Source organism: Methylobacterium sp. SD274 (genome assembly GCF_017355285.1).
In the GTDB taxonomy this organism is placed as follows: domain Bacteria; phylum Pseudomonadota; class Alphaproteobacteria; order Rhizobiales; family Beijerinckiaceae; genus Methylobacterium.
The window spans coordinates 39,406-65,902 of the sequence record NZ_JADIJP010000007.1 but is presented as its reverse complement, the minus strand read 5'-3'; the positions used below and the strand labels follow the sequence as shown (position 1 = coordinate 65,902).

At 65.3% G+C, this 26,497-nt stretch carries 21 protein-coding genes; 12 read left to right on the top strand and 9 right to left on the bottom strand.

Translation table 11 applies throughout. From position 1 onward, the window contains the following. Positions 1–58: 58 nt before the first annotated feature. The 3 genes from IPV08_RS08615 to gltB all read right to left on the bottom strand — a co-directional run bounded on the left by IPV08_RS08615 (position 59) and on the right by gltB (position 6,916). Positions 59–1,492, bottom strand: coding sequence for a glutamate synthase subunit beta (locus IPV08_RS08615; RefSeq protein WP_056431403.1), 1,434 nt, complete (start codon positions 1,490–1,492; stop codon positions 59–61). A gap of 101 nt (positions 1,493–1,593) precedes the next feature. Continuing rightward, entirely contained in the window at positions 1,594–2,196 is a 603-nt protein-coding gene (locus IPV08_RS08610) for a glutathione S-transferase family protein (protein WP_207411536.1), read from the bottom strand. A 7-nt stretch (positions 2,197–2,203) separates the two neighbouring features. After that, the gene (gene gltB, locus IPV08_RS08605; protein ID WP_207411535.1) at positions 2,204–6,916 is read right to left on the bottom strand and encodes a glutamate synthase large subunit; all 4,713 of its coding nucleotides are present in this window, start codon (positions 6,914–6,916) and stop codon (positions 2,204–2,206) included. 651 nt (positions 6,917–7,567) lie between these two features. Here gltB and IPV08_RS08600 point away from each other — a divergent pair. Next, positions 7,568–8,497, top strand: coding sequence for a hypothetical protein (locus IPV08_RS08600; protein ID WP_207411534.1), 930 nt, complete (start codon positions 7,568–7,570; stop codon positions 8,495–8,497). 85 nt (positions 8,498–8,582) lie between these two features. Here IPV08_RS08600 and IPV08_RS08595 read toward each other — a convergent pair whose 3' ends face one another. From IPV08_RS08595 to IPV08_RS08570, 6 genes are all read right to left on the bottom strand, one after another. Next, the gene (locus IPV08_RS08595; protein WP_207411533.1) at positions 8,583–8,876 is read right to left on the bottom strand and encodes a formate dehydrogenase subunit delta; all 294 of its coding nucleotides are present in this window, start codon (positions 8,874–8,876) and stop codon (positions 8,583–8,585) included. Between the two features lie 43 nt (positions 8,877–8,919). Further along, positions 8,920–9,777: a formate dehydrogenase accessory sulfurtransferase FdhD gene (fdhD, locus tag IPV08_RS08590; RefSeq protein WP_207411532.1), complete on the bottom strand. Its 858-nt coding sequence runs from the start codon at positions 9,775–9,777 to the stop codon at positions 8,920–8,922. Beyond that, positions 9,764–12,625, bottom strand: coding sequence for a formate dehydrogenase subunit alpha (gene fdhF, locus IPV08_RS08585; RefSeq protein WP_207411531.1), 2,862 nt, complete (start codon positions 12,623–12,625; stop codon positions 9,764–9,766). Before fdhF ends, fdhD begins: the two co-directional genes overlap by 14 nt. Before the next feature lie 13 nt (positions 12,626–12,638). Beyond that, positions 12,639–14,198: an NADH-ubiquinone oxidoreductase-F iron-sulfur binding region domain-containing protein gene (locus tag IPV08_RS08580; protein ID WP_207411530.1), complete on the bottom strand. Its 1,560-nt coding sequence runs from the start codon at positions 14,196–14,198 to the stop codon at positions 12,639–12,641. Further along, a complete protein-coding gene (locus IPV08_RS08575) occupies positions 14,195–14,668 on the bottom strand; it encodes a formate dehydrogenase subunit gamma (RefSeq protein ID WP_018044994.1) in 474 nt (157 codons plus the stop codon). The genes IPV08_RS08580 and IPV08_RS08575 overlap by 4 nt, the downstream gene beginning before the upstream one ends. A 123-nt stretch (positions 14,669–14,791) precedes the next feature. Continuing rightward, positions 14,792–15,700: a LysR substrate-binding domain-containing protein gene (locus tag IPV08_RS08570; protein ID WP_207411621.1), complete on the bottom strand. Its 909-nt coding sequence runs from the start codon at positions 15,698–15,700 to the stop codon at positions 14,792–14,794. 411 nt (positions 15,701–16,111) lie between these two features. Here IPV08_RS08570 and coxB point away from each other — a divergent pair, with 411 nt between their 5' ends. The 11 genes from coxB to IPV08_RS08515 all read left to right on the top strand — a co-directional run bounded on the left by coxB (position 16,112) and on the right by IPV08_RS08515 (position 26,403). Further along, entirely contained in the window at positions 16,112–16,963 is an 852-nt protein-coding gene (gene coxB, locus IPV08_RS08565; RefSeq protein WP_207411529.1) for a cytochrome c oxidase subunit II, read from the top strand. Between the two features lie 107 nt (positions 16,964–17,070). After that, positions 17,071–18,699, top strand: coding sequence for a cytochrome c oxidase subunit I (ctaD, locus tag IPV08_RS08560; protein ID WP_056452074.1), 1,629 nt, complete (start codon positions 17,071–17,073; stop codon positions 18,697–18,699). Positions 18,700–18,853: 154 nt separating this feature from the next. Next, positions 18,854–19,816: a heme o synthase gene (locus tag IPV08_RS08555; protein WP_207411528.1), complete on the top strand. Its 963-nt coding sequence runs from the start codon at positions 18,854–18,856 to the stop codon at positions 19,814–19,816. Continuing rightward, a complete protein-coding gene (locus tag IPV08_RS08550) occupies positions 19,813–19,986 on the top strand; it encodes a hypothetical protein (protein ID WP_056431437.1) in 174 nt (57 codons plus the stop codon). The genes IPV08_RS08555 and IPV08_RS08550 overlap by 4 nt, the downstream gene beginning before the upstream one ends. A 43-nt stretch (positions 19,987–20,029) precedes the next feature. Beyond that, the gene (locus IPV08_RS08545; RefSeq protein WP_056431440.1) at positions 20,030–20,644 is read left to right on the top strand and encodes a cytochrome c oxidase assembly protein; all 615 of its coding nucleotides are present in this window, start codon (positions 20,030–20,032) and stop codon (positions 20,642–20,644) included. A 164-nt stretch (positions 20,645–20,808) separates the two neighbouring features. Further along, entirely contained in the window at positions 20,809–21,660 is an 852-nt protein-coding gene (locus IPV08_RS08540; RefSeq protein WP_056431442.1) for a cytochrome c oxidase subunit 3, read from the top strand. A gap of 151 nt (positions 21,661–21,811) precedes the next feature. Beyond that, positions 21,812–22,180: a DUF983 domain-containing protein gene (locus tag IPV08_RS08535; RefSeq protein ID WP_207411527.1), complete on the top strand. Its 369-nt coding sequence runs from the start codon at positions 21,812–21,814 to the stop codon at positions 22,178–22,180. After that, entirely contained in the window at positions 22,180–22,956 is a 777-nt protein-coding gene (locus tag IPV08_RS08530; protein WP_207411526.1) for an SURF1 family protein, read from the top strand. Before IPV08_RS08535 ends, IPV08_RS08530 begins: the two co-directional genes overlap by 1 nt. A gap of 94 nt (positions 22,957–23,050) precedes the next feature. Then, the gene (locus IPV08_RS08525) at positions 23,051–23,485 is read left to right on the top strand and encodes a DUF4864 domain-containing protein (protein ID WP_207411525.1); all 435 of its coding nucleotides are present in this window, start codon (positions 23,051–23,053) and stop codon (positions 23,483–23,485) included. A 203-nt stretch (positions 23,486–23,688) separates the two neighbouring features. Then, a complete protein-coding gene (gene thrC / locus IPV08_RS08520) occupies positions 23,689–25,101 on the top strand; it encodes a threonine synthase (RefSeq protein WP_207411524.1) in 1,413 nt (470 codons plus the stop codon). Positions 25,102–25,107: 6 nt separating this feature from the next. Continuing rightward, entirely contained in the window at positions 25,108–26,403 is a 1,296-nt protein-coding gene (locus IPV08_RS08515) for a pitrilysin family protein (protein ID WP_207411523.1), read from the top strand. Positions 26,404–26,497: the final 94 nt, after the last annotated feature.

Below are 26,497 nucleotides of genomic sequence, written 5' to 3'. Positions count from 1 at the left end.
GTAGCGCGAAGAGATCCGGTGCCGGGGCTCGGCATGGAGCCGGCCCCGGACCTTGGTTTCAGCGCGGCAGGACGCTCGATCCCATCAGGGCTTCGTCGATCGAGCGAGCCGCCTGGCGACCTTCGCGAATCGCCCATACGACCAGGGACTGGCCACGGCGCATGTCACCGGCGGCATAGATCTTCTCGTTGGACGTCCGATAATCGAGTTCGTTGGCGGTGACGTTGCCGCGCTTGTCCATGACGACGCCGGATTCCTCGAGTAGGCCCTTGCGAACCGAACCGGCGAAACCGATGGCGAGGAACACCAGATCGGCCGGCAGGGTGAACTCACCGCCGGGGATGGGCTGGCGCTTCTCATCCACGCGGGTGCAGACCACGCCGGTGAGCTTACCCTTCTTGTTGCCTTCCAGGCGCAGGGTGGCGGCCTGGAACTCGCGCTCGGCGCCTTCGGCCTGGCTCGAAGAGGTCCGCATCTTGGTCGGCCAGTAGGGCCAGACCGAGAGCTTGTCCTCGCGCTCGGGCGGGCGCGGTCGGATGTCGAGCTGCGTCACCGAGAGGGCGCCCTGGCGGAAGGACGTGCCGACGCAATCCGACGCCGTATCGCCGCCACCGATCACGACGACGTTCTTGGCGGTGGCGAGGATCGGCAATTCGCCGTTGCCCGGCATCGGCTCGGCGCCGACACGCCGGTTCGATTGGACGAGGAACGGCATCGCGTAATGCACGCCGGCGAGTTCCTGGCCGGGGAGCTGCGGGTTGCGCGGATCTTCGGCGCCGCCGGCGAAGAGCACCGCGTCGAACTCGGCGGTGAGTTCGTCGAGCGGCTTCGTCACGCCGACATTGACGCCGTAATGGAAGGTCACGCCCTCCGCTTCCATCTGCTTCACGCGCCGGTCGATATGGCGCTTCTCCATCTTGAAGTCGGGGATGCCGTAGCGCAGCAGACCACCGGCCTTCGGCTCACGCTCGAAGACATGGACGTCGTGGCCGACGCGCGCGAGCTGCTGCGCAGCGGCCATGCCCGCCGGCCCCGAGCCGATGACGGCGACCTTCTTGCCGGTGCGGGACGCAGGAATTTCCGGCTTCACCCAACCGTTGTTCCAGGCGCGGTCGGCGATGGCCTGCTCGATCGTCTTGATCGCGACGGGCTGGTTCTCAAGGTTGAGGGTGCAGGCCTCCTCGCACGGCGCCGGGCAGACGCGGCCGGTGAATTCGGGGAAATTGTTGGTCGAATGGAGGTTGCGCGCGGCCTCCTCCCAATCCGACTGGAAGACGAGCTCGTTCCAGTCCGGGATCTGGTTGTGCACGGGGCAGCCAGTCGGCCCATGGCAGAACGGGATTCCGCAATCCATGCAGCGCGCGGCCTGCTTCTTCAGGTCGTGCTCGTCGAGGGGCAGCGTGAACTCGCGGAAGTGCCGCACGCGGTCCGCTGCGAGCTGGTACTTCTGCTCCTGCCGGTCGAACTCGAGGAAACCCGTGATCTTGCCCATCGTGATCGTCTTTCGCGAGTCTGTCTGATCCGTCGAGCGGCGGTTGACCGGCCCGGTCCGCCTCAGCTCGTCATCCCTGTTGTGCCGCCCGGTGCCGCCGACTAACCCGTCTTCAGCCTGTGGTCGGCGCGCTCGAAAACATTCGTGCAACGGGTGAGCCACGCCCTTATCGACGGTCTCGCCGCGAGGTCGAATCCGCCCTCATCGGCCCATTGCGTATAGGCGAAGAGCGACACGTCCGCGACGCTGAGCTCTTCTCCAACCAGCCACTCGACACCGCCGAGATGGCGCTCCATCACGTCCAAAGCCGCCTCGCCGCGGGCCACACGGGCCGGATCGCGCGCCTCCTTCGGCTTGCCGAGGTAGCGCATGTCGAACCGGCAGACCGCGATGGCGGGCTCGTGGCTGTACTGTTCCCAGAACAGCCACTCGTCCATTTTCGCCGCGAGGAACGCGTCACACGGGATCAACGCGCTCCCGCGGGAAAGATAGCGGATGATCGCGTTCGATTGGGCCAGACACCGGCCGTCCTCGAATTCGACCCCCGGCACCTGCCCCGCCGGAAAGCGGGACAGGTAGTCGAGTGTTCGGCTTTCGCCCTTCAGAATGTCGATCGGCACCCAGCGATAGGAAACGCGGAGGTAATCGGCGACGATCTTGACCTTGAGACAATTGCCCGAGACGAGATCACCGTAGATCCGCATACCGGCCTCACTCAGCCGCCACCGGCATCCGCGCCATCTCCATTTCGCGCAGGGCGCGGCGGTATTCCACCGGCATCACCTTCACGAATTTAGTGCGGTAACCCGCCCAATCATCGAGGATCGCCTTGGCACGCGGGGACCCCGTGTACTTCAGGTGATTGGTGATGAGCTGGCTCAGCCGCTCCTCGTCGTGCCCGGACATGTCGGCCAGGATATCGACGCGGCCCTTGGTCTCGAGGTCGCCATCCTGGTGGAAGCGACGCATGACGTCGTCCTCCTCCTCGATGGGCTCCAGATCGACCATCGAGAGATTGCAGCGCGCGGCGAAGGAGCCGTCCGCATCCAGCACGTAGGCGATGCCGCCCGACATGCCGGCCGCGAAGTTACGCCCGGTTTCGCCGATGGACACCACGACGCCGCCGGTCATGTACTCGCAGCCATGGTCGCCCATGCCTTCGACCACCGTGATGGCGCCGGAATTCCGTACGGCGAAGCGTTCGCCGGCCGAACCGCGAATGTAGCATTCGCCCGCGATGGCCCCGTAGAGCACCGTGTTGCCGGCCATGATCGTCCGCCCGGCGGGTGACCGCAACGCGTCGCTCGGCCGGATGATCAGCTTACCACCCGAGAGCCCCTTGCCGACGTAATCGTTGGCATGACCCGTCAGAACCACGGTGATACCGGCGGCCAGCCAAGCTCCGAAGCTCTGGCCGGCGGTGCCGGACAGGTTCACCGTGATGGTGTCGTCGGGCAATCCCTCATGGCCGTAGCGCTTGGCGACGACGCCCGAGAGCATCGCCCCAGCCGTGCGGTCCGAGTTCCGGATCACCTCGTTGAGTACCACCGGCTCGGCGGTCTCGATGGCCGCCTTGGCGCCCTCGATCAGGCGGCGGTCGAGTACCGTGTCGATCGGGTGCTTCTGCTTCTCCGTATGGCGGATCGCCACGTCGGGGCCGACATCGGGACGGTGGAAGAGCTTCGAGAAATCGAGGCCCCGCGCCTTCCAGTGGTTGATGACCTCCAGTGTGTCGAGGAAGTCGGCGCGACCGATGAGGTCTTCGAGCTTGGTGTAGCCCATCTCCGCCATCAGCTCGCGCAACTCCTCCGCCACGAAGAAGAAGTAGTTCACCACGTGCTCCGGCGTGCCCTTGAAGCGCTTGCGCAGGACGGGGTCCTGCGTCGCCACGCCCACCGGACAGGTGTTCAGGTGGCACTTGCGCATCATGATGCAGCCGGCCGCGATGAGCGGCGCGGTGGAGAAGCCGAACTGGTCGGCGCCGAGCAGAGCCGCGACGAGCACGTCCCGGCCCGTGCGGATGCCGCCATCGGCCTGAAGCACGACACGACCGCGCAGATGGCTGAGCACCAGGGTCTGCTGGGTCTCGGCGAGACCCGTCTCCCATGGCCCGCCCGCGTGCTTGATGGAGGTCAGCGGCGCCGCGCCGGTGCCGCCGTCGAAGCCCGAGATGGTGATGTGGTCGGCGCGCGCCTTGGCGACGCCGGTGGCGACCGTGCCGACACCGACCTCGGAGACGAGCTTCACCGACACATCGGCGGCCGGATTGACGTTCTTCAGGTCGAAGATCAGCTGGGCGAGATCCTCGATCGAGTAGATGTCGTGATGCGGCGGCGGCGAGATCAGTCCGACGCCGGGGGTGGCGTAGCGGACCTTGGCGATCTTGGCGTCGACCTTGTGGCCGGGCAGCTGGCCGCCCTCACCGGGCTTGGCGCCCTGCGAGACCTTGATCTGCATCATGTCGGCATTGACGAGATATTCCGTCGTCACGCCGAAGCGACCGGATGCGACCTGCTTGATCGCCGAGCGACGCGAACGACCGTCGGCCATCGGCTTGAACCGCTCCACCTCCTCGCCGCCCTCACCGGAATTCGAACGGCCGCCGAACGAGTTCACCGCGATGGCGAGGGTCTCGTGGGCTTCCTTGGAGATGGAACCGTAGGACATCGCGCCCGTGGCGAAGCGCTTGACGATGTCCACGGCCGGCTCGACCTCGGAGATGTCGACGGGCGCCCGGCCGAGCTCGGCCGCCTGCTTGATGCGGAACAGGCCGCGGATGGTCTTGAGGTGGTTCTCCTGCTCGTTCACGAGCCGGGCATATTCACGGTAGCGCTCGGGCAGGCCGAGACGCACCGCATGCTGAAGGGTGGCAACCGAATCCGGTGTCCACGTATGGCTCTCACCGCGCAGGCGGTAGGCATATTCGCCGCCGACATCGAGGGCGTGACGGAACACCGGAGCGTCGCCGAACGCGTCGGCGTGACGACGGGCAGTCTCCTCGGCGACCTCGGCCATGCCGATGCCTTCGATCGTGGTCTTCGTGCCGAAGAAGTCACGGGCCACGAAGGACGAGTTCAGGCCGATCGCGTCGAAGATCTGCGCGCCGCAATAAGACTGGTAGGTCGAGATGCCCATCTTGGACATGACCTTGAGCAGGCCCTTATCGATCGACTTGATGTAGCGATAGATGATCTCGTCGTCGGTGAGATCCGGCGGGAACTCGTCCTTCATCGCGATCACCGTCTCGAAGGCGAGATAGGGGTTGATCGCCTCGGCGCCGTAGCCCGCGAGACAAGCGAAGTGATGCACCTCACGCGGCTCGCCGGACTCGACCACGAGACCGACGGAGGTCCGAAGTCCCTTGCGGATCAGGTAGTTGTGCACCGCCGCCGTGGCCAGCAGGGCCGGGATCGCGATACGGTCAGGCCCGACGCCGCGGTCGGTCAGGATGATGATGTTGTAGCCGCCGCGCACCGCCGCCTCGGCCCGGTCGCACAGCCGGTCGACCGCGCCTTCCATGGCGACGGCGCCGGACTCGGCCGGGAAGGTCATGTCGAGGGTCTTGGTGTCGAAACGGTCCTCGAAATGGGAGATCGAGCGGATCTTCTCGAGGTCCCCGTTGGTCAGGATCGGCTGACGGACCTCGAGGCGCTTCTTGCGGGAAGCCCCCTCCATGTCGAGCAGGTTCGGGCGCGGCCCGATGAACGAGACGAGGCTCATCACGGCCTCCTCGCGGATCGGGTCGATCGCCGGATTGGTGACCTGCGCGAAGTTCTGCTTGAAATAGGTGTAGAGCGGCTTGGGCTTATCGGAGAGGGCCGAGAGCGGCGTGTCGGTTCCCATGGAGCCGACCGCCTCCTGGCCGGTGACGGCCATGGGGGCCATCAGCAGCTTGAGGTCTTCCTGGCTGTAGCCGAACGCCTGCTGCCGATCGAGCAGCGACACGTCGGAGCGCGAGGCGCGCGGGATGACGGGCTTCAGGTCTTCCAGCACGATCTGGGTGTTCTTCACCCATTGTGCGTAGGGATTGGCCGCGGCGAGCTCACTCTTGATCTCCTCGTCGGAGATGATGCGACCCTTCTTCAGGTCGATGAGCAGCATGCGGCCGGGCTGCAGGCGCCAGGATTCGACGATGCTCTCGTCCGGGATCGGCAGAACGCCCATCTCGGAGGCCAACACGACGAGGCCGTCTTCCGTGACGATGTAACGGGCGGGGCGCAAGCCGTTGCGGTCGAGGGTCGCGCCGATCTGGCGGCCATCGGTGAAACAGACGGCTGCGGGGCCGTCCCACGGCTCCATCAGGGCGGCGTGATACTCGTAGAACGCCTTGCGCTCCTCGCTCATGAGGGGATTGCCGGCCCAGGCCTCCGGGATCAGCATCATCATGGCATGGGCGAGCGAGTAGCCGCCCTGCACGAGGAATTCGAGGGCGTTGTCGAAACAGGCGGTGTCGGACTGGCCCTCGTAGGAGATCGGCCAGAGCTTCGAGATGTCGTTGCCGAACAGATCCGAATCGACGCTGGCCTGACGCGCCGCCATCCAGTTCACGTTGCCGCGCAGGGTGTTGATCTCGCCGTTATGGGCGACCATCCGGTAGGGGTGCGACAGCTGCCAGGTCGGGAAGGTGTTGGTGGCGAAACGCTGGTGCACGAGGGCGAGGCCCGAGACATAGCGCTCGTCCTGCAGGTCCTTGAAGTAATGGCCGAGCTGCGTGACCAGAACCATGCCCTTGTAGACGATGGTCCGGGTCGAGACGGAGACCGGGTAATAGGCCTTCACGCGCGGATCGTTGAGGCCGTAGACCTTGTTCGAGATGACCTTGCGCGCGATGAACAGACGGCGCTCGAACGCGTCTTCGTCCGTGATCGCGGCCGGGCGGCCGATGAAGACCTGCTTGTGGTGCGGCTCCGTCTCCTTGACGCGCACGCCGAGGTCGCTCGAATCCACCGGCACGTCGCGCCAGCCGAGGAAGGGGAGCCCTTCGTCCTGGAGGGACTTCTCGACGATCTCCTCGACGATGCGGCGGCCTTCCTCGTCCTTCGGCATGAAGAACTGGCCGACACCGTAATGGCCAGGCTCGGGCAAAGCGATGCCGAGGCCCTCGCACTCTTCCTTCAGGAGGAAATGCGGGATGTGGGTGAGGATGCCGCAGCCGTCGCCCATCTTCGGATCGGCGCCGACGGCGCCGCGATGGTCGATATTCTCGAGGATGAGCAGGCCCTGAGCCACGATGGCATGGGTCCGCCGGTCATGCATGTCCGCGACGAAGCCGACACCGCAGGCATCGCCCTCACGGGCCGGATCGTAAAGACCCTGCTTATGCGGCAGGGCGGAATCGCGAACGACGAGCGGCGCGACGCCGTCCCGCGTGGCGGGGATCGGGTTCTGGACGATCCCGGCAACCTCAGATGCGGCCATGCTCATAACCCCTCAGCCTCATTCGTCCGTGCCCGCATGCGAGCATGTTTCATGCCCGAATGCCATCCGGCACTCAGGCCCCTACCTCGACGCGGTCGGATTCGTGCAGGACCTTCGGTAAGGAAGCGCCCGCACTCCGCGGGCTCAACGCCGGCTTGAGTTCAAGCCGTGCGGGCCCGGATCGCCTCAATGGCGACCGGCTTGGAATCTCGTTTTTTCGTGAGATTCGACACCCGCTCGAGACCTTCCGCGTTCCTCGACGGCAATTGTCCTCGGAGACGAATCGCCGCCGGAACACCCTGCCAAAAATGGGACAGCCGTACTGTCCTAATTACGGAAGGTGACAGATTTTAAACGCTCCAGCAAGAGGCTCACGCGCGTGATGGACAGGTTTGATGTGTGCTGCGACCATGCATACGTTTTGAGGCCAACAACACGGGCCGATGCTGACAGCGGGATCGGTGACAGGGCCGGGAAACCGACGGATACCGATCGCCCGCGACTTGCCGCGCTTCACCCGCATTCCCGCCCCAATCGGGCGCTCTACAGGGCTCGCCAAGCACAAGCGGCATGCGGGGTGATGGACCGCACGGAGACCTCCATAGACCTGCGTCAACAGTAGGCTACGGAACGAACGACCAAGCAAGACGAGGCACCATGGAATCGAGCCGCAGGGCGCCTGTGCGCTCCCATAAGTTCAGCCGGTCTCAGATCGGCCTGACCATGCTGGCGGGGTTCATCTCCCTGTCGGCCCTCGGGACTGTCACCGCTCAAGCGCAATACGGTTACGAGCCCGACCTTATCCTTCCCCCTCGCGCCGTCGTATGGCGCCTGAACGACCGCGGCTTCACCGAGGTGACGCGGCCGCGATTCGACGGCCGTGCCTATATCGTCGAAGCGACGGGCCCCTATGGCGACAGGGTGCGGCTCTTCGTAGATGCACGGGACGGCGCGGTCCTCGACCGCCAGCGTCTCGGTGCACCGTTGCCGCCTGCACCGATTCCCGTCGCCCGTCCGGCGGCGCCCGGCTATGGCTGGACCGAGGCAGACGAGCAGCCCCGTCAACCGATGCGCGAGGCGGCAAGGCCTGTTCCCCCCGGCAGGATCCCGAACGGAGATGGTGTGAGCCGGCAGCCGCGTTTCGACGTGGCGGCGCGCCCAGACGCGCCTGCCCGCGCGGAACCCGCCGATCGCAACCCGTTGGGGCTGAACCCCGATGCCCGCACCGGCGACGCGAGACGCCCGGCAGAACCGGCGCCAGCCCGCAAAATCACCAAGTTGGCCCCGCCGGCTAAACCGGCAGCGCCCCGGCTCGCTCCGGAAGCCCCCTCCCCGGTCGCGACGGACGCAACGTCCGATGCCCGGACCACCACGCCTCCGGTTGCCGCCATCGAGCAGCCGAAGGTCGAACCCTCGACACCCGCCGCGAATCAGCCCCGCCGAGACGCCGCGCAGGCTCCCTCGCCCAAGGCTCAGGCGTGGAGCGATCCGCCTGCGGACAGGAAAGCCGTTCGGGTCATCGGTGGCGCGACGGTCGTACCGGGATCGACCGACAAGGATCAGCAAGGCGACCGTCCGGCCGAGTAGCCGACGTCGTCATCGTTACCGAGACAAACAAAGGCGTCGAGCGACGAAGGCTCGGCGCCTTTTTCTTGAACACGCTCGCGGCCAATCAGCCAGCGTCACTCGCGCCGGCGCCCTGTAAATGGGGGTCGTTCGTGGCCGCCCGGACGGGGCTGTCGCTCTGGCTCGGCGAAGTCGTGATCGCCTTCAACGCCAGCGGGTCGAGGTTGCTTCCCTCGGTCGGGCCATAGGCTTCGAGGGCACGGCGCATCTTCGGCGTCCAGAATGCCACGATGTGCTTGTGGATACCCGCCACGGCTTCGTCATCCGGATAGGATCTGAAGAAGCCGGCGATCTGGTTCGCCATGCGGACGAGCTTGTCGTTGGTGGTCAGGGCGCTCATGGGACTGGCTCTGTCGACGGGTGAAGGATCGGCCGCGCGCGACTTAGCGTTCGGCGGCAAGACGAAGACGTTCACGGCCGGAAAAGACCGTGAGGGTGTCCGACCGGGCGATGGCGCAGAGCGTGATGTCGTGCAGTCGCGCCCGGTCGATGGCGAGGGAGGTCGGGGCGGAGATCGCCACCAGAACGGCAGCGCCGAAGGTCGCAGTCTTCTCCACCATCTCGAACGAGCAACGGCTGGTGATGACGACGAAGCCATCGTTTTGATCGGTCCCGGCCCGCATCAGCGCACCGATCAGCTTGTCGAGGCCGTTATGGCGCCCGACATCCTCGCGGACGGCGAGAAGATTGCCGTTCCGATCCGCCCAGGCCGCGGCATGGACGGCGCGGGTCGTGTGGTTGAGAACCTGCGCATCGCCCATTCCGAGCAGGGCGCGCTGGATCGATTCGATCCCGACTACCTGCATCGCGTGAGAACGCGGCTCTGCCTTCGGCAGGGCCGCGAGATCGTCGATGCCGCAGACGCCGCATCCGGTGCGCCCGCTGATGGCGCGTTTCCGGGCAAGATGCTCGCGCAGCCGCCCCGGAGCGAGATCCACGACGAGGCGCAATCCCCCGTCTCCGTCCTCGACCCGGACCGACCTGATCTCGTCTGCAGACTCGACGATCCCCTCGGTGAGGCTGAACCCGTAGGCGAAATCCTCGAGGTCGGACGGGGTCGTCATCATGACCGCGTAGGGCACGCTGCCATAGACGAGGTTGACGGGCATCTCGACGGCGAGATCGCGATGCCCTTCGCGGGCCGTGGGATCGTCGTAGGCCACGACCAGGGTCGGCACACGCCGGCTCGTCGGAACCGGCGTGTCGGTGTCGTTCAGATCGTTCCGTTCACTCGGCAGCATTCAATTGCGTCGCGATTCTCGTGAGCGAGAAGTCCTCCTCGAAGAACTTCGCCTGCCAATCCGACGGACGGTTCGTCCGCCGCACCTGTACCGCTGTCACCTTATACTCGGGGCAGTTGGTGGCCCAGTCCGAGTAGTCGGTGGTGATGACATTGGCACCGGTCTTGGCATGGTGGAACGTGGTGTAGACCACGCCCGGCTGCATCCGCTCGGAGACGATCGCCTTCAGGGCGATGTCGCCGGAGCGGCTCTCGAGAGCCACGAGATCGCCGTCGAGAATGCCGCGAACCTCGGCATCGAACGGGTGGATCTCCAGCACGTCCTCCTCGTGCCAGCGCGAGTTCTCCGTGCGGCGCGTCTGTGCGCCGACATTGTACTGCGACAGGATGCGGCCGGTGGTGAGGATGAGCGGGAAGCGCGGTCCGGTGCGCTCCTCGGTCGCCACGTACTCGGTGATCATGAACTTGCCGAGGCCGCGCACGAACCGGTCCACGTGCATCATCGGCGTACCGTTAGGGGCAGCGTCGTTGCACGGCCACTGGATCGAACCGAGTTCGTCGATCTTGGCGAAGCTCACGCCCTTGAAGCTCGGGGTGAGCGAGGCGATCTCGTCCATGATCTCGCTGGGATGCGAGTAGTTCATCGGATAGCCGAGGGCGTTGGAGAGCAGCATCGTACCCTCCCAATCACCGACGCCCGAGAGCGGCGGCATCACCTTGCGGACGCGGGAGATGCGACGCTCGGCATTGGTGAAGGTGCCGTCCTTCTCCAGGAACGACGCGCCCGGCAGGAAGACATGGGCGTATTTCGCCGTCTCGTTCAGGAAGATGTCCTGGACGACGATGCACTCCATCGCCATCAGGCCGGCGGTGACGTGGTGCGTGTCGGGGTCCGACTGGGCGATGTCCTCGCCCTGGATGTACATGCCCTTGAAGGCGCCATCGACGGCCTCGTCGAGCATGTTGGTGATGCGCAGGCCCGGATCCTTGTCGAGGGAAACGCCCCAGAGCGATTCGAAGGTCTCGCGGGTGGCGTCGTCCGACACGTGGCGGTAGCCCGGCAGTTCGTGCGGGAACGAGCCCATGTCGCACGAGCCCTGGACGTTGTTCTGTCCGCGCAGCGGGTTCACGCCGGCGCCCAGCATGCCGATATTGCCGGTGGCCATGGCGATGTTGGCCATGCCCATGACCATGGTCGAGCCCTGGCTGTGCTCGGTGACGCCGAGACCGTAATAGATGCCCGCGGCCCCGCCGGTGGCGTAGAGGCGGGCGGCGCCCCGGATGTCCTCGGGGTTCACGCCGATCTTGTCGGCCTGGGCCTCGGGCGAATGACGCTCCTCGGCGATGAAACGAGCCCAGGATTCGAAATCGTTGAGGTCGCAGCGCTCCCGCACATAGGCCTCGTCGATCAGCCCTTCCGTGACGATGACATGCGCCATCGCGTTGATGAAGGCGACGTTGGAGCCGGGCTTCAGCGGCAGATGGTAATCGGCCTCGATATGGGGCGACTTCACCAGGTCGATCCTGCGCGGATCGGCGACGATGAGCTTGGCGCCCTCACGCAGGCGCTTCTTCATCCGCGAGCCGAAAACCGGGTGACCGTCGGTCGGGTTCGCGCCGATGACGAGGATCACGTCAGAATGCGCCACCGAGGCGAAATCCTGCGTGCCGGCCGACGTGCCGAGCGTCGACATCAGGCCGTAGCCGGTGGGCGAGTGGCAGACGCGGGCGCAGGTATCGACGTTGTTGTTGCCGAAGGCAGCGCGCACGAGCTTCTGGACGAGGTAGGCTTCCTCGTTGGTGCAGCGCGACGAGGTGATGCCGCCCACGGAATCCTTGCCGTACTGGGCCTGGATCCGCTTGAACTCGGACGCGGCGCGATCGATCGCGACCTCCCACGACACTTCCTGCCAGGGGTCCGTGATCTTGTCGCGGATCATCGGCTTGGTGATGCGGTCCTTGTGGGTGGCGTAGCCGTAGGCGAAGCGGCCCTTGACGCAGGAATGGCCGTCATTGGCCTTGCCGCCCTTGTAGGGGACCATGCGTACGATGCGGGTGCCCTGCATCTCGGCCTTGAACGAGCAGCCGACGCCGCAATAGGCGCAGGTGGTGATCTCGGAATGGTCCGGCTGGCCATGCTCGATGATCGACTTCTCTTGGAGCGTCGCCGTCGGGCAGGCCTGGACGCAGGCGCCGCAGGACACGCATTCCGAATTGAAAAAGTCGGTGGGGCCGGCAGCCACGCGGCTGTCGAAGCCACGGCCCGAAATCGTGAGCGCGAAGGTGCCCTGCGTCTCTTCGCAAGCGCGGACGCAGCGATTGCAGACGATGCACTTCGACGGATCGTAGGTGAAATACGGGTTGGACGTATCCTTGGCCAGGTACTGGTCCGAAGACGGCTTCACGTGATTGGCGCCGTCATAGCCGTAGCGCACGTCGCGCAGGCCGACCGCGCCGGCCATGTCCTGCAACTCGCAATCGCCGTTGGCGGCACAGGTCAGGCAGTCGAGCGGGTGATCGGAGATGTAGAGCTCCATCACGCCCTTGCGGAGCTTGGCGAGCTTATCCGTCTGGGTCGAGACGACCATGCCGTTCTCGGCCGGGGTCGTGCAGGAGGCGGGCGTGCCGCGCCGCCCCTCGATCTCCACGAGGCAGAGACGGCAGGAGCCGAAGGCTTCCAGCGAATCGGTGGCGCAGAGCTTGGGGATCTGCGTGCCGGCATGCATCGCCGCCGCCATCACCGAGGTGCCGGCGGGAACGGTGACGCTCATGCCGTCGATGGTGAGCGTGACGGTCTGCTCGTTCACCCGGATCGGGGTGCCGTAATCGATCTCTTTGATGAGGGCCATGGGTCGCGCCTCCTTATTCAGCGGCCACGGACATCGGTCCGCGCTGCTGGAAATCCTCGGGGAAATGGGTGATCGCGCTCATGACGGGCATCGGGGTGAGCCCGCCCATGGCGCAGAGCGACCCGTCGGTCATGACGTCGCAAAGGTCGGCCACGACGGCGAGATTCTCGGTGGGACGGATGCCGGCGATGACCTTGTCCATCGTCTCGACGCCGCGCGTCGCGCCGATGCGGCAGGGGGTGCACTTTCCGCAGGATTCCACCGCGCAGAACTCGAAAGCGAAGCGGGCCTGTTTGGCCATGTCGACGGTGTCGTCGAACACGACAATGCCGCCATGGCCGACGAGGCCCTTCTTGGCCGCCATCGCCTCGTAATCGAGGGGCGTGTCGAGGAGATGGTCGGGGAAGTAGGCCCCGAGCGGGCCGCCGACCTGGACCGCCCGGACCGGACGGCCGCTCTGCGTGCCGCCACCGAAATCCTCGATGATCTCGCGCAGGGTGATGCCGAACGCGAACTCGATGAGGCCGCCATGCTTGATGTTGCCGGCGAGCTGGATCGCCAGCGTGCCGAGCGAACGGCCCATGCCGTAATCGGCATATGCCTTGGCACCGTGCTCCAGGATGTAGGGCACGGCCGTGAAGGTCATGACGTTGTTGACGAGGGTCGGCTGGCCGAGGAAGCCCTTCAGTGCCGGGATCGGCGGCTTGGCCCGGACGATGCCGCGACGACCCTCCAGGCTCTCCAGCAGCGAGGTCTCCTCGCCGCAGATATAGGCGCCGGCGCCCAAGCGCACTTCGAGGTGGAAGGCCTTGCCCGAGCCCGCCACGTTGTCGCCGAGATAGCCGGCGGCCTTGGCATTGACGATCGCTTCCTTGAGGGTCGCGAAGGCCTGCGGATATTCGGAGCGCAGATAGATGTAGCCTCGCGTGGCCCCCGTCGCGATGCCCGCGATGGTCATGCCCTCGATGAGGTTGAAGGGATCGCCCTCCATCATCATACGGTCTGCGAAGGTGCCCGAATCGCCCTCGTCGGCATTGCAGACGACGTATTTCTGCTCGGACTGGGCGAGCATCACCGTGTTCCACTTGATGCCGGCGGGGAAGCCGGCACCGCCGCGTCCGCGCAGGCCGGAATCGCGCACCTGCGCCACGATACCGGCGGCATCGAGCTTCAGCGCGGCATCCAGGCCGTTATAGCCGCCATGCGCCCGGTAATCCTCCACCGAGACGGGATCGATCACGCCGCAGCGATGGAAGGTCAGGCGCTGCTGCCGGGCGAGATACGGCATCTCCTCGGGCTTGCCGAGGCGAAGAGCATGTTCGCCGCCATTCACCAGGCCGGCATCGAGAAGACTGTCGACATCGCCGGGCGTGACGGGACCGTAGGCGATGCGGCCCTCCGAGGTCGCGACCTCGACCATGGGCTCGAGCCACAGCATTCCGCGCGATCCCGTGCGGACGATGGTGACGTCGAGACCGCGGCGCTCGGCGCCGGCGAAGATCGCGCGGGCGACACGATTGGCGCCGAGACCGAGCGCGACGGCGTCGCGCGGGACGTAGATGGTGATGCTCACGACTTCATCTCCGTGAGGGCCGATTCCAGGGAATCTGCGGTGAGGCGCGCCAGCGGCTCATCGTCGACCAGGGCGCCCGGGCCGTTGGCGCAGAGGCCGAGGCAGTAGACCGGCTCCACCGTGATCTGGCCGTCCGGCGTCGTGCCGTGCCAATCGATGCCGAGGCGGGCGAGGATATCGGCGTGGAGAGCGTCCGATCCCATGGCCTGGCAGGCCTCGGCGCGGCACAGCTTCACCTGATGCTTGCCCGAGGGGGCACGGCGGAAGTCGTGGTAGAACGTGATGCAGCCATGCACCTCGGCCCGCGACAGGTTCAGCGCGTCCGCGATGAGCGGAACGGCGCCCTCGTCGACGTAACCAAAGGTTTCCTGCAAGGCGTGGAGGATGGGGAGCGTGGCGCCTTCGAGATGCGTATGGTCGGCGATGATGCCGGCCGCACGCTGCGCGCTCCATGGCTCATGCTGCAGCATTGTTCCTACCCGGATGAACTTGTTGTCATTCCAAGGTGGTATATCTCCACCCATGAATCAATCGTCCGGTTCGGTCGTTCGACAATGCTTTTTTGTTATAATTCCATTGTGCGGCGCAAAAACTCAGAGTGACGAGATGTTTTCGGCGATCGTCGGTGCGATCGCCTGTCCCTCCACGATGAGCGCGGCACAGAGCGGTGTCATTGGATCGCGCTCCGGCACGACGAGCCCGATCATGTGGCTGACATCGGGTTCGACGATGGGCACGGAGCGGACCCGCTCACTGAGGCGGAAACTGTCGGCAAGAACGGCGGGCATCACGCTGGCCCATTTGGCCGTGCGGACATGGGTCAACAAGACGATCATCGAGTTCGACTGAAGCAACGGCTCGGCGTTCCAACCGGCATTCTGGAGATGGCGGTCGACGATGCGGCGGTTCTGCATATCGGGCGTCAGAAGACAGAGAGGAAGACGGCCGACCTCGTCCCAGGTCACCGAATCCCGTGTTCCATAGATGCCGTCGACCGCGGTGAGCAGACGGTAGCGCTCGCGATAGAGCGGCACCGCAATGACTTTGCCGAGCGGCTCGTTCTCCAGATAGGTGATCCCGGCATCGATCTCGTGGTCGGCGATCAACCGGCCGATCTCGCCGGAGGTGGTGGATTGCACCGAGAATCGCACGTCGGGATGGCGGGCGCGGAATGGGGTGGTCAACGAGGCGACGATCGGCGTGGCAGTGGGAATCGCCGCAAGGCGAAGAGTGCCCGACAATCCCCGACGCAAGCTCGCGACTTCCTCCCGCATGGCGCGCGCATCACCGACGATCCGGCGTGCCCAGTCGAGAACACGCTCACCTTCCGGGGTGAAACCCTGGAATCGGGACCCGCGCTCCACCAGCAGGACGCCGAGCCGCTCTTCGAGCTGCTTCACTCCAGCCGAGAGCGTCTGCTGGGAAACGTTGCAGAATTGCGCGGCCCGGCCGAAATGCCGCTCGCGAGCCAGGGCTAGGAGGAATTCGAGGCGTTCGATCACCGCCACGACCTTATGGTGTTCATCCCCGAATTCGCTTCCCGGAATATGCGCCCGCATGTCTCCCGCGGAGCCGGTCACTCTCCATAGCGGGAACCGCGCTATACTGGCGAGGGATTCACGGTCGAAGACGGCGGCAATACAAATTTAAGTTTGCCGTCGAGCAAAATTGCTTTGAATCTCCCCAGTCATTCGGGCTCCACGGGTGCTGCACTACGGGGAAAGGCACAACCATGCGACGCTGTTGCGGTTGCGCCATCGACCTCCATGTGGTCTGACACCCGCAATGGCGACCCGGATTTCACATCCGAGGTCTGCCTTTCCCGTTAAGCGAGGACTTGCGCGCGACGTCAAAAGTCGCAAGACGCTTCGGGACGACGTAGAACGATACCAAAGGGGAGCCACGAGAGGCACATGCGGACCACGCAGGCGCAACACCGGTCATCATGGGGACTTGCTGCGGGCGCTCTTGCTGCGCTCGGCACCACCCTCGTTTCTTCAGCTGCCCTGGCGGCCGGCATCGGCCAGCCCGAGCCGTGGCAGATGGACCGTCAGGTCGCCGTCACCGAGAACGCGCGGGACATCCACACGTTCGAGCAGGGGATGCATTGGCTCTCCTTCGGCATCTCGGCTTTCGTGCTGGGATTGATCATCTACTGCATCTTCAAGTTCAACGCGAAGGCCAACCCGGTCCCCTCGAAGACCACGCACAACACCATGATCGAAGTGGCCTGGACGATCGTCCCGGTGCTGATCCTGGTGGCGGTCGCCATCCCCTCGTTCCGCCTGCTCCGCACCCAGCTCTCGGATCCGAAGGCCGACGTCATCGTCAAGGTGATCGGCCATGCCTGGTACTGGTCCTACGAGTACCCGGCGGTCGAGAATGGCGGTGGCTTCACCTTCGACGCCAATATCGACGAAGAGAAGCAGCCCAAGCTGCTCGGCACCGACAACGACATGGTCGTTCCGGTGAACAAGATCGTGAAGATCCAGGTGACCGCCGCCGACGTGCTGCATTCCTGGGCGATGCCGTCCTTCGGCTTCAAGATCGACGCGATCCCCGGCCGCCTGAACCAGTTCTGGTTCAAGGCCGAGCGTGAGGGCACCTATCACGGCCAGTGCTCCGAGCTCTGCGGCGCCCGCCACGCCTACATGCCCATCACGGTGCAGGTGGTGAGCGACGAAGCCTATGCGGCCTGGCTCGCAGAGGGGAAGACCAAGTTCGCCCGCCTCGACGACGGTTCGAAGTTCGCAGAAGCCAAGTAGCGGCTTTTTCCGGCGCCGCCCGACGGCTCCGGCTGGACCGGCCCTTGATCGGGCCGGTTCATTCGCAAATCGAGAGATTTAGAGAAACCTGAACAGGGTCTGCATCGATGGCAACCGCCACAGCACAATCAGGGCATCACGACGCCCACGCCTCCCATACGCCGTCCTTCTTCGCCCGTTGGTTCCTGTCGACCAACCATAAGGACATCGGCACTCTCTACCTCCTGTTCGCGTTCTGCGCGGGCATCATCGGCGCGTTCCTCTCCTTCGGCATCCGCATGGAGATGGAAGAGCCCGGCCTGCAGTACTTCTCGAATCCCGGCACCTACAACGTGTTCGTGACCGGCCACGGTCTCATCATGGTGTTCTTCATGGTGATGCCGGCGCTCATCGGCGGCTTCGGCAACTGGTTCGTGCCCCTCATGATCGGGGCGCCGGACATGGCGTTCCCGCGCATGAACAACATCTCGTTCTGGCTCACCGTCTCCGGCTTCGCGAGCCTTCTCTGCTCGCTCTTCGTCGAAGGCGCGCCGGGAACGTCAGGCGCCGGCACCGGCTGGACCGTCTATCCGCCGCTCTCGACCTCGGGCCATCCCGGTCCCTCCGTCGATTTCGCGATCTTCGCCCTTCACCTTTCCGGTGCAGGCTCGATCCTCGGCGCCATCAACTTCATCACCACCATCCTGAACATGCGCGCGCCGGGCATGACCCTGCACAAGATGCCGCTGTTCGCCTGGGCTGAGCTCGTCACCGCGTTCCTGCTGCTCCTGTCGCTTCCGGTTCTCGCCGGCGCGATCACGATGCTGCTCACCGACCGCAACTTCGGCACGACCTTCTTCGATCCGGCCGGCGGTGGTGATCCGGTCCTCTACCAGCACCTGTTCTGGTTCTTCGGTCACCCCGAAGTGTACATCATGATCCTGCCGGCCTTCGGCATCGTCTCGCACATCATCTCGACCTTCTCGCGCAAGCCCGTCTTCGGCTACCTCGCCATGGCCTACGCCATGGTCGCCATCGGCGTCGTCGGCTTCGTCGTGTGGGCCCACCACATGTACACGGTCGGCCTGTCGCTGCAGACGCAATCCTACTTCGTCTTCGCCACCATGGTCATCGCGGTGCCCACCGGCGTGAAGATCTTCTCCTGGATCGCGACGATGTGGGGTGGCTCGATCCGCTTCACCGCCGCCATGCACTGGGCGGTCGGCTTCATCTTCCTCTTCACGGTCGGCGGCGTCACCGGCGTCGTGCTGGCGAACTCGGCGGTCGATAAGTACCTGCACGACACCTATTACGTCGTCGCCCACTTCCACTACGTGCTGTCGCTCGGCGCCGTGTTCATCATCTTCGCCGGTGTCTACTACTGGTTCCCGAAGATGACCGGCTACGTCATCCCGGAATGGGCCGGCAAGCTGCACTTCTGGCTCGCCTTCATCGGTGCGAACATCCTGTTCTTCCCGATGCACTTCCTGGGTCTGGCCGGCATGCCGCGTCGCTACGCCGATTACCCGGAGGCCTTCGCCGGCTGGCACAAGGTCTCGACCTGGGGCGGCCACATCTTCGCCCTCGGCATGGTGGTGTTCTTCATCGGCGTCGTTCTCGCCTTCCGCTCGAAGGTCCGCGCGGCAGACAATCCCTGGGGCGAAGGCGCCACCACCCTCGAGTGGACGCTCTCCTCCCCGCCGCCCTTCCACCAGTTCGAGACCCTCCCGACGATCGTCGACGAGCACGGTCACTAAGACACGAACCTAAACGATACGGATTGCGAGGACCGCGCCAGCGGTCCTCGCTCTTTCCCGGATGCCTCTCCCAGCGAGGGGCGTCCCGCAAAGGGCGGCGCCTCAGACGGCGTGATCCGAACCCCGGCCAGACCGACAACAGCATCAGGTACCCATGACGAGCCTGTCGAACAGCGTAGCCGCTGCCGCCGAGCCGCAAGATTTCGCCCCCGCCCCGATGATGGTGGGCGGCGAGGTCTCGGACTTCTTCGCACTCCTGAAGCCCCGCGTGATGGTGCTGGTGATCTTCACGGCGCTGGTCGGCATGGTGGTGTCCCATGTCCAGATCCAGCCGGTCGTCGGAGTGATCTCGCTCCTGATGATCGCGGTGGGCGCCGGTGCCTCCGGCTGTCTCAACATGTGGTGGGACGCCGATATCGACGCGGTGATGACCCGCACGGCGACGCGCCCGATCCCCGGCGGTCGTATCCAGCCCGGTGAAGCCCTCGCCTTCGGCCTCGTCCTGTCGGTGGGTTCGGTCCTGGTGCTCGGCCTCGCCTCGAACTGGCTGGCCGCCTCGCTGCTCGCCTTCACGATCGTCTTCTACGCGGTCGTCTACTCCATGTGGCTGAAGCGGGCGACGCCGCAGAACATCGTCATCGGCGGCGCCGCCGGCGCCCTCCCCCCGATGATCGGCCAGGCTGCCGTATCGGGATCGGTGGGCATCGAATCGACGGTCCTGTTCCTCATCATCTTCATCTGGACGCCGCCGCATTTCTGGGCGCTCGCGCTCATCAAGGCGGGAGAATACGCCAAGGCCGGCATCCCGATGATGCCGAACGTCGCCGGGCCTCAATCCACACGGCGCCAGATCATCTACTACTCGATCCTGCTGTTCCCGGTGGGCCTCGCCCCGGTCTTCCTCGGCTTCGGCGGATGGCTCTACGGCGTCACCGCCTTCCTCGGCGGCCTCGGGATGCTGGCCTTCAGCGTCCACGTCTACCGCAACCGTGAGGGCGAGGCGGAACGCAAGGCCGCGCTCGGCATGTTCGGCTTCTCGATCCTCTATCTCTTCCTGCTGTTCTCGGCGGTCTTGGCCGAGCAGGGCCTGGGACTGTTCCGTGCGGTGCTCGCGTGACCTCGGTGCCGGGTAAATCCACTCCGCCGCGGCAGCTGACGCCCGAAGAGCGCCAGCGCCAGCGCAGGCGCTCCATCGCCATCGCCACGGTGCTGTTCGTCCTCGTGGCCATCTTCTACGCGTTGACCATCGCCAAGCTCGGACCGCAGATCCTCAATCGCCCGCTGTGACCGCATCGACCGGGTCGTTCAGCGAAGAAAGTCGGACGTCATCATGACCGACGTGAAAAGCCCGCGAAGCGGCAATCCGAACCGCAAGGCCTCGGTCACGGCCCTCGCCTGCGCGGGTCTGGCGGTGGGCATGATCGGCTTGGCGTTCGCCTCGGCGCCGCTCTACGACATGTTCTGCAAGGCCACCGGCTTTGACGGCACGCCTCGCGTCGGGCTTGCATCGACGCAGGTCGCCACGGATGACAGCATGGTCGTCCATCTCGACACGAACGTCGCGTCGACCCTGCCTTGGCGCTTCGTCGCCGAGACGCCGAAGATCGAAGTTCGCCTCGGCGAGACGAAGACCGTGTTCTTCCGGGTGAAGAATACGGGGACGACCCCCTCGACGGGGATCGCGACCTACAACGTCCAGCCGGGACTGATGGGGAGCTTCTTCGTGAAGATCCAATGCTTCTGCTTCAACGAGCAGACGCTCCAGCCCGGGGAGACGATGGATTTCCCAGTGGTGTTCTACATCGATCCGGCCGTGAGAGCCGACTCGAACACCGCCCACCTGCAGGAGCTCACGCTCTCCTATACGTATTTCGCGTCGAAGAATGGCCAGCCCTCGGCCGCGCTCGCGACGACAGACGGCAAGAATGCGAAAACCAATTTCTGAGGCCATCAAAAATTTTGGCGGGACGCGTTTTCGACGCGCCAGATTTTTGAGGTCTCAAGCGTGACAACACTGCGCCGTCCCGATTAAGGGTTCCGGTGTAGCCGAACGTTCAGAAGGTCAGAGCCGTTCGCGGCATTGGGCCCGGGGTGAGGAGAAGAGTTAAGATGGCCGAGGCGCACGCCAAGAATCACGACTTCCATATCTTGAGCCCGAGCCCTTGGCCGCTGTTGGGTGCCTTCTCCGGCTTCCTCATGGCGTTCGGCGCCGTGTTCTGGATGAAGAGCCTTCAGATCGGCACGCTCAGCCCCGGTCCCTACATCTTCGGCGCCGGAACGATCGGCGTGCTCTACGTGATGTTCGCCTGGTGGCGTGACGTCGTCCACGAGGCGAATGCCGGCGACCACACCCGCGTCGTGCAGCTTCACCACCGCTACGGCATGATCATGTTCATCGCCTCCGAGGTGATGTTCTTCGCCGCCTGGTTCTGGGCCTATTTCGAGGCCGCCCTCTACACGGCCGACCCGATCCAGACCACGCGCCTGGACTTCACGGGCGGCACCTGGCCGCCGAAGGGTATCGAGGCGTTCGATCCCTGGCATCTGCCGCTGCTCAACACCCTGATCCTGCTGACCTCGGGCACCACCATCACCTGGGCTCACCACGCCCTGCTCAACAACGACCGCAAGGGTCTGAAATACGGCCTGTGGCTCACGATCATCCTTGGCGTGCTGTTCACGGCCTGCCAGGCCTATGAGTACAGCCACGCGCATTTCGGCTTCTCGGGCAGCATTTACTCCGCCACCTTCTTCATGGCGACGGGCTTCCACGGCGCGCACGTCATCATCGGGACGATCTTCCTCGCGATCTGCCTTTACCGGGTCTATCTCGGCCAATTCACGGTCCAGCAGCATCTCGGTTTCGAGTTCGCCGCCTGGTACTGGCACTTCGTGGATGTGGTCTGGCTGTTCCTGTTCGCCTCGATCTACGTCTGGGGTGCCGGCACGGCGGCTCACTGAGGCGTCGGCCCGATCAGGGCCGAACGGTACGGCGAAGCGACACAGGTATGAGAAACAGGGCGGCGCGAGCCGCCCTTTTTCGTGCGATGGATCGTTCGGTTTCCCATATGCGGCAGAGGACAGACATGTCCGTCGCCGAGGAGCATGCATCGTGAATCAGCAGCGGCCGCTACCGCCTCCCATCCCGACCGGATTGCGTTGCCGCTGCCCCCGCTGCGGCGAGGGTGCGATGTTCGACGGGTTCCTGACCTTCAAACCGTCCTGCGAAGTCTGCGGTCTCGACTATTCGACCTTCAATGCCGGCGACGGGCCGGCCTTCTTCGTCATGTCCATCGTCGGCATCGTCGTCGTCGGGCTGGCGCTCTGGCTGGAAATCACCTTCGAACCGCCGATCTGGGTCCATGCCTCCGTGGCCATCACCCTCTCGGTCGGTCTCAGCCTGCTGCTGGTTCGACCGTTGAAGGGGATGCTGGCCGCCTTGCAGTTCGCCAATAAAGCCGAGGAGGGGCGCTTTCGCTGATGTCGACGGAAGTTCGTCCCAGTGCCCTGCGGTCGCTGCTCGCCCCGGGCATCGTCTCGCTGATCTGCCTCGCCATTCTGCTGAGCCTTGGAATCTGGCAGTTGCAGCGGAAGGGCGAGAAGGAAGCCCTGATCGACCGCATCGTGGCCCGTTCGCGTATCGAGCCTCCCGCGCTGCTCCCGGCGCGCGGGGATTGGGACGTGGCGCGGGACGAGTTCAAGCGCGTTCGGGTGACCGGAACGTTGCTCAACGACCAGGAGACGTTGGTCCACGGTCTCGCGGCCGGAGCCGTACCCGGCAATGCGCTGCAGGGCTTCTACGTGCTGACTCCACTGAAGCGGGACGATGATGGAAGCCTCGTCATCATCAACCGTGGCTTCGTCCCCACCGAATTGAAAAGCCCGGCGCGGCGCCCATCGGGGCAGATCGCCGGATCGGCGACGATCACCGGTATGCTGCGCGGTCCGGAGACCCGCACCATGTTCGTGCCGCCGCCGGAGCCCGCCAAGGGCGAGTGGTTCCATCGTGATATCGACGGCATCGCTGCGGCTCGGGGGCTGACCGTGATGCCCTACCTCATCGAGGCCGATGCCACGCCCAATCCCGGCGGCTGGCCGAAGGGGGGACAACTCCGGGTCGATCTTCCCAACAATCACATGCAATATGCCTTCACGTGGTTCGGCATCGCGGCCTGCCTCGTCGGCGTCTTCGGCGTCTTCGCCTGGAAACGTCTCTCCGACATGGGAGACGATACGGCAGCGAACCCGGCCCGCTAGCTCTGGCTCTTCGTCGCCGAAGATCGCCGGCTCTTGTCGGCGGCAAGCGTCGCGCTATCCTGCACAGGGTCGCCCCGATTGCGGAGTGTGATCCATGCATGCTGTCTCCTCCCTGCTGATCGGTTTCCTGTCTCTGGCCGCGATGTATTCGGCCTCGCCGGCCCATGCCGCCGACGAAGCGGCGAAGCTGAAAGCTCGGGCGGCGGTGGAGCGGCAGATCGAGGCGTTCCACAAAGACGACGCGGCGACGGCCTATGCCCAGGCCGCCCCGTCGATCCAAGGGATGTTCACCTCGCCCGAGACATTCATCGAGATGGTGCGGAAGGGATACGCCGCCGTCTACCGCGCCCGCAGCTTCAGCATCGATCGTGTGGAAGAGAGTGGCGAGGATGGCATCTCCCTCGGCGTCAAGCTGCAGGACGAAAACGGTATCGACTGGATGGCCCTCTACAGCCTCGAGAAGCAGAGCGACGGCGATTGGCGGATCAGCGGATGCCGCCTCGTCAAGGCGCCGGGCAGCGCCGCGTAGGGGGATGAACCGGTCGACATACCTCGGCGCCGAACGAAGGCGCGGGTCGAGCGGTTTCTGGATGAGGTTCGGACGCGCCGATCGATCCCGTCCCTCGGCGTCCCCGTCGCGGGCCGGCAGACTTTCTTCGCGCAGGCGGCAATTTCCCGCTTTCGACAGACCGACCCACATCGTGTAGACCGGCGCCCTTCCCGGAGGCCCCTTTGCTACACGTTTCGACCCGCGGCGCCGCGGCGCCCCTCAGCTTTTCCGATGCTCTCCTCGCCGGTCTCGCCCGCGATGGCGGTTTGTACCTGCCCGAGAGCTGGCCGCAGATTTCCCATGACGCGATCGCCGGACTGGCGGGACAGCGTTATGCCGATGCGGCCAAGCTCGTCCTGCGACCGCTGATCGACGGCGAGATCGCGGATGCCGATCTCGACCGGATGATCGAGGAATCCTACGCCACGTTCCGCCACCCGGCGGTGTGCCCGCTGGTGCAGCTCGACGACAACCTGTTTCTGCTGGAGCTCTTCCACGGTCCGACGCTGGCGTTCAAGGACGTGGCGATGCAGCTTCTCGGCCGGCTGATGGACCATGTCCTGCGGTCCCGCGGCTCGCGCGCCACCATCGTCGGCGCCACCTCTGGCGATACCGGCAGCGCCGCCGTCGAGGCTTTCCGCGGGCTCGATCAGGTCGATATCTTCATCCTGTTTCCCTATGGCCGCGTCTCCGAGGTGCAGCGTCGCCAGATGACCTCGGTGGGGGCGGACAATGTCCACGCCATCGCCATCGACGGCAACTTCGACGATTGCCAGAACATCGTCAAAGCGTTGTTCCAGCACGCGAATTTCGCCGACGAGCTGAGGCTCTCCGGCGTCAACTCGATCAACTGGGCGCGAGTCGCCGCGCAGGCGGTCTATTACTTCACGAGCGCCGTGGCCCTGGGCGCACCGCACCGCCCGGTCTCCTTCGCGGTGCCGACAGGCAATTTCGGCGATATCCTCGCCGGGTGGGTCGCCAAGCGCATGGGCCTTCCCATCGAGCGCCTGATGATCGGCACCAACGCCAACGATATCCTGGCCCGCACCCTGGAACACGGTGCCTACGAAGTTCGCGGTGTTCAGCCGACCACCTCGCCCTCCATGGACATCCAGATCTCGTCGAATTTCGAGCGGCTTCTGTTCGAGGCCCTGGGCCGCGATGCGTCGAGCCTGTCGCGGCTGATGGCGGGATTGAAGCAATCGGGCGGTTTCCATCTCGACGAGACGGTACTCAAAGCCGTCCGCGACGAGTTCGACGCGGCCTCGGTCCCCGAAGAGGCCGTCATCGCCGAGATCGCACGGGTGCATCGGGAGATCGGCATGGTCATCGACCCGCACACCGCCATCGGCGTTCATGCCGGCCGCCGCCTTCTCGAGAAGGATGCGAAGACGCCGGTCGTCGCCCTGGCCACCGCTCATCCGGCCAAGTTTCCGGATGCGGTCTCCCAGGCGACGGGCGGCCTTCGCCCCGTGCTGCCGCCGCATCTCGCCGACCTGCTGGATCGGAAGGAGCGCTTCGACCGCGTCGCCAACGACCAGGCGGCGGTGGAAGCCTTCATCCGCACACATTCACGCATCACGGCCGGGAACTGAGACAGCATGAACCAGCATTTCGCGACCCATGGCGCCTCTCCCGGCCTGAAAGTATCCCGCCTCTCCAACGGCATCACCGTCACCACGGAGACCATGCCGGGTGTCGCGACCGCGACACTGGGAGTTTGGGTGGGCGCCGGATCGCGCCACGAGCGGGCCGATGAGGGCGGCCTCAGCCATCTCATCGAGCATATGGCGTTCAAGGGAACCGAGACCCGCTCCGCCCGCCGGATCGCCGAGGACATCGAGAATGTCGGTGGCGACATCAATGCCGCCACCAGCGCTGAAGGAACCAGCTACACCGCGCGCGTGCTCGGCGAGGATGCCGGCGTCGCCCTCGACGTGATCGGCGACATCCTCACGCGATCGGTCTTCGACGCGGGCGAGCTCGCCCGCGAGAAGGGGGTGATCCTTCAGGAATACGCCGCCATCGAGGATACGCCGGACGACGTGGTCTACGAGGCCTTCACCGCGGCGGCTTTCCCGGATCAGCCGATCGGCCGTCCGATCATCGGCACGCCGCAGACCATCGCGAGCTTCGACCGCGATGCCATCGACGCCTATCTCGCCCGCGAATACACCCCGGACCGCATCGTCGTGGCCGCAGCGGGCGCCATCTCCCACGAGGCCATCGTCGAGGCGGCCGAGCACCATTTCGGCGGGATGCCGGCGACGGTCGCCCCGGAAATGGTCCCCGGCACCTATGTGGGTGGGGAGAAGCGGATCCAGAAAAAGCTGGAACAGGCCAATCTCGTGCTGGGCCTCCCCGGCCTCTCCTTCCGCGACGAAGGCTATTACGCACTTCACATGTTCGCGCAGGTGCTCGGCGGCGGTCTCACCTCGCGGCTGTGGCACGAGGTGCGCGAGACCCGCGGCCTGGCCTACGAGATCCAGGCGTTCCACTGGTCCTTCGTCGATTGCGGCCTGTTCGGTATCGGTGCTGGAACGTCGGGCTCAGATCTCGCCGAACTCGTCGACGTGACCCTGGCCGCCACGGCGAAGGCGGCGCGTGACGCGGATTCGGTCGAGGTCGCCCGCGCCAAGGCACAGGTTAAGGTGGCTTTGCTGTCGGCCCTGGAGACTCCCGGCGGTCGGATCGAACGCAATGCCCGCCAGATGCTGGCCTGGGGCCGGGTGATCCCGCCGCCGGAGGTAATCGCCAAGATCGATGCCGTCACCGTGGACGATGTGAGGGCGGCGGGTCTGCGTCTGCTCTCGGGCGCTCCGACGCTGGCGGCGATCGGGCCGATCAAGAAGCTTCCTTCCCTGGAGAAGATGAGGGGCGTGCTTCAGGCAAGCTGAGCAGCGTTCCCGGTTCGGCGCGGATGCGCCGGACCGGGACCAGGAAAACGGAAAGTTCCTGGTCTGAATGGGTCCTGCCCCGTCAATGCCGCCG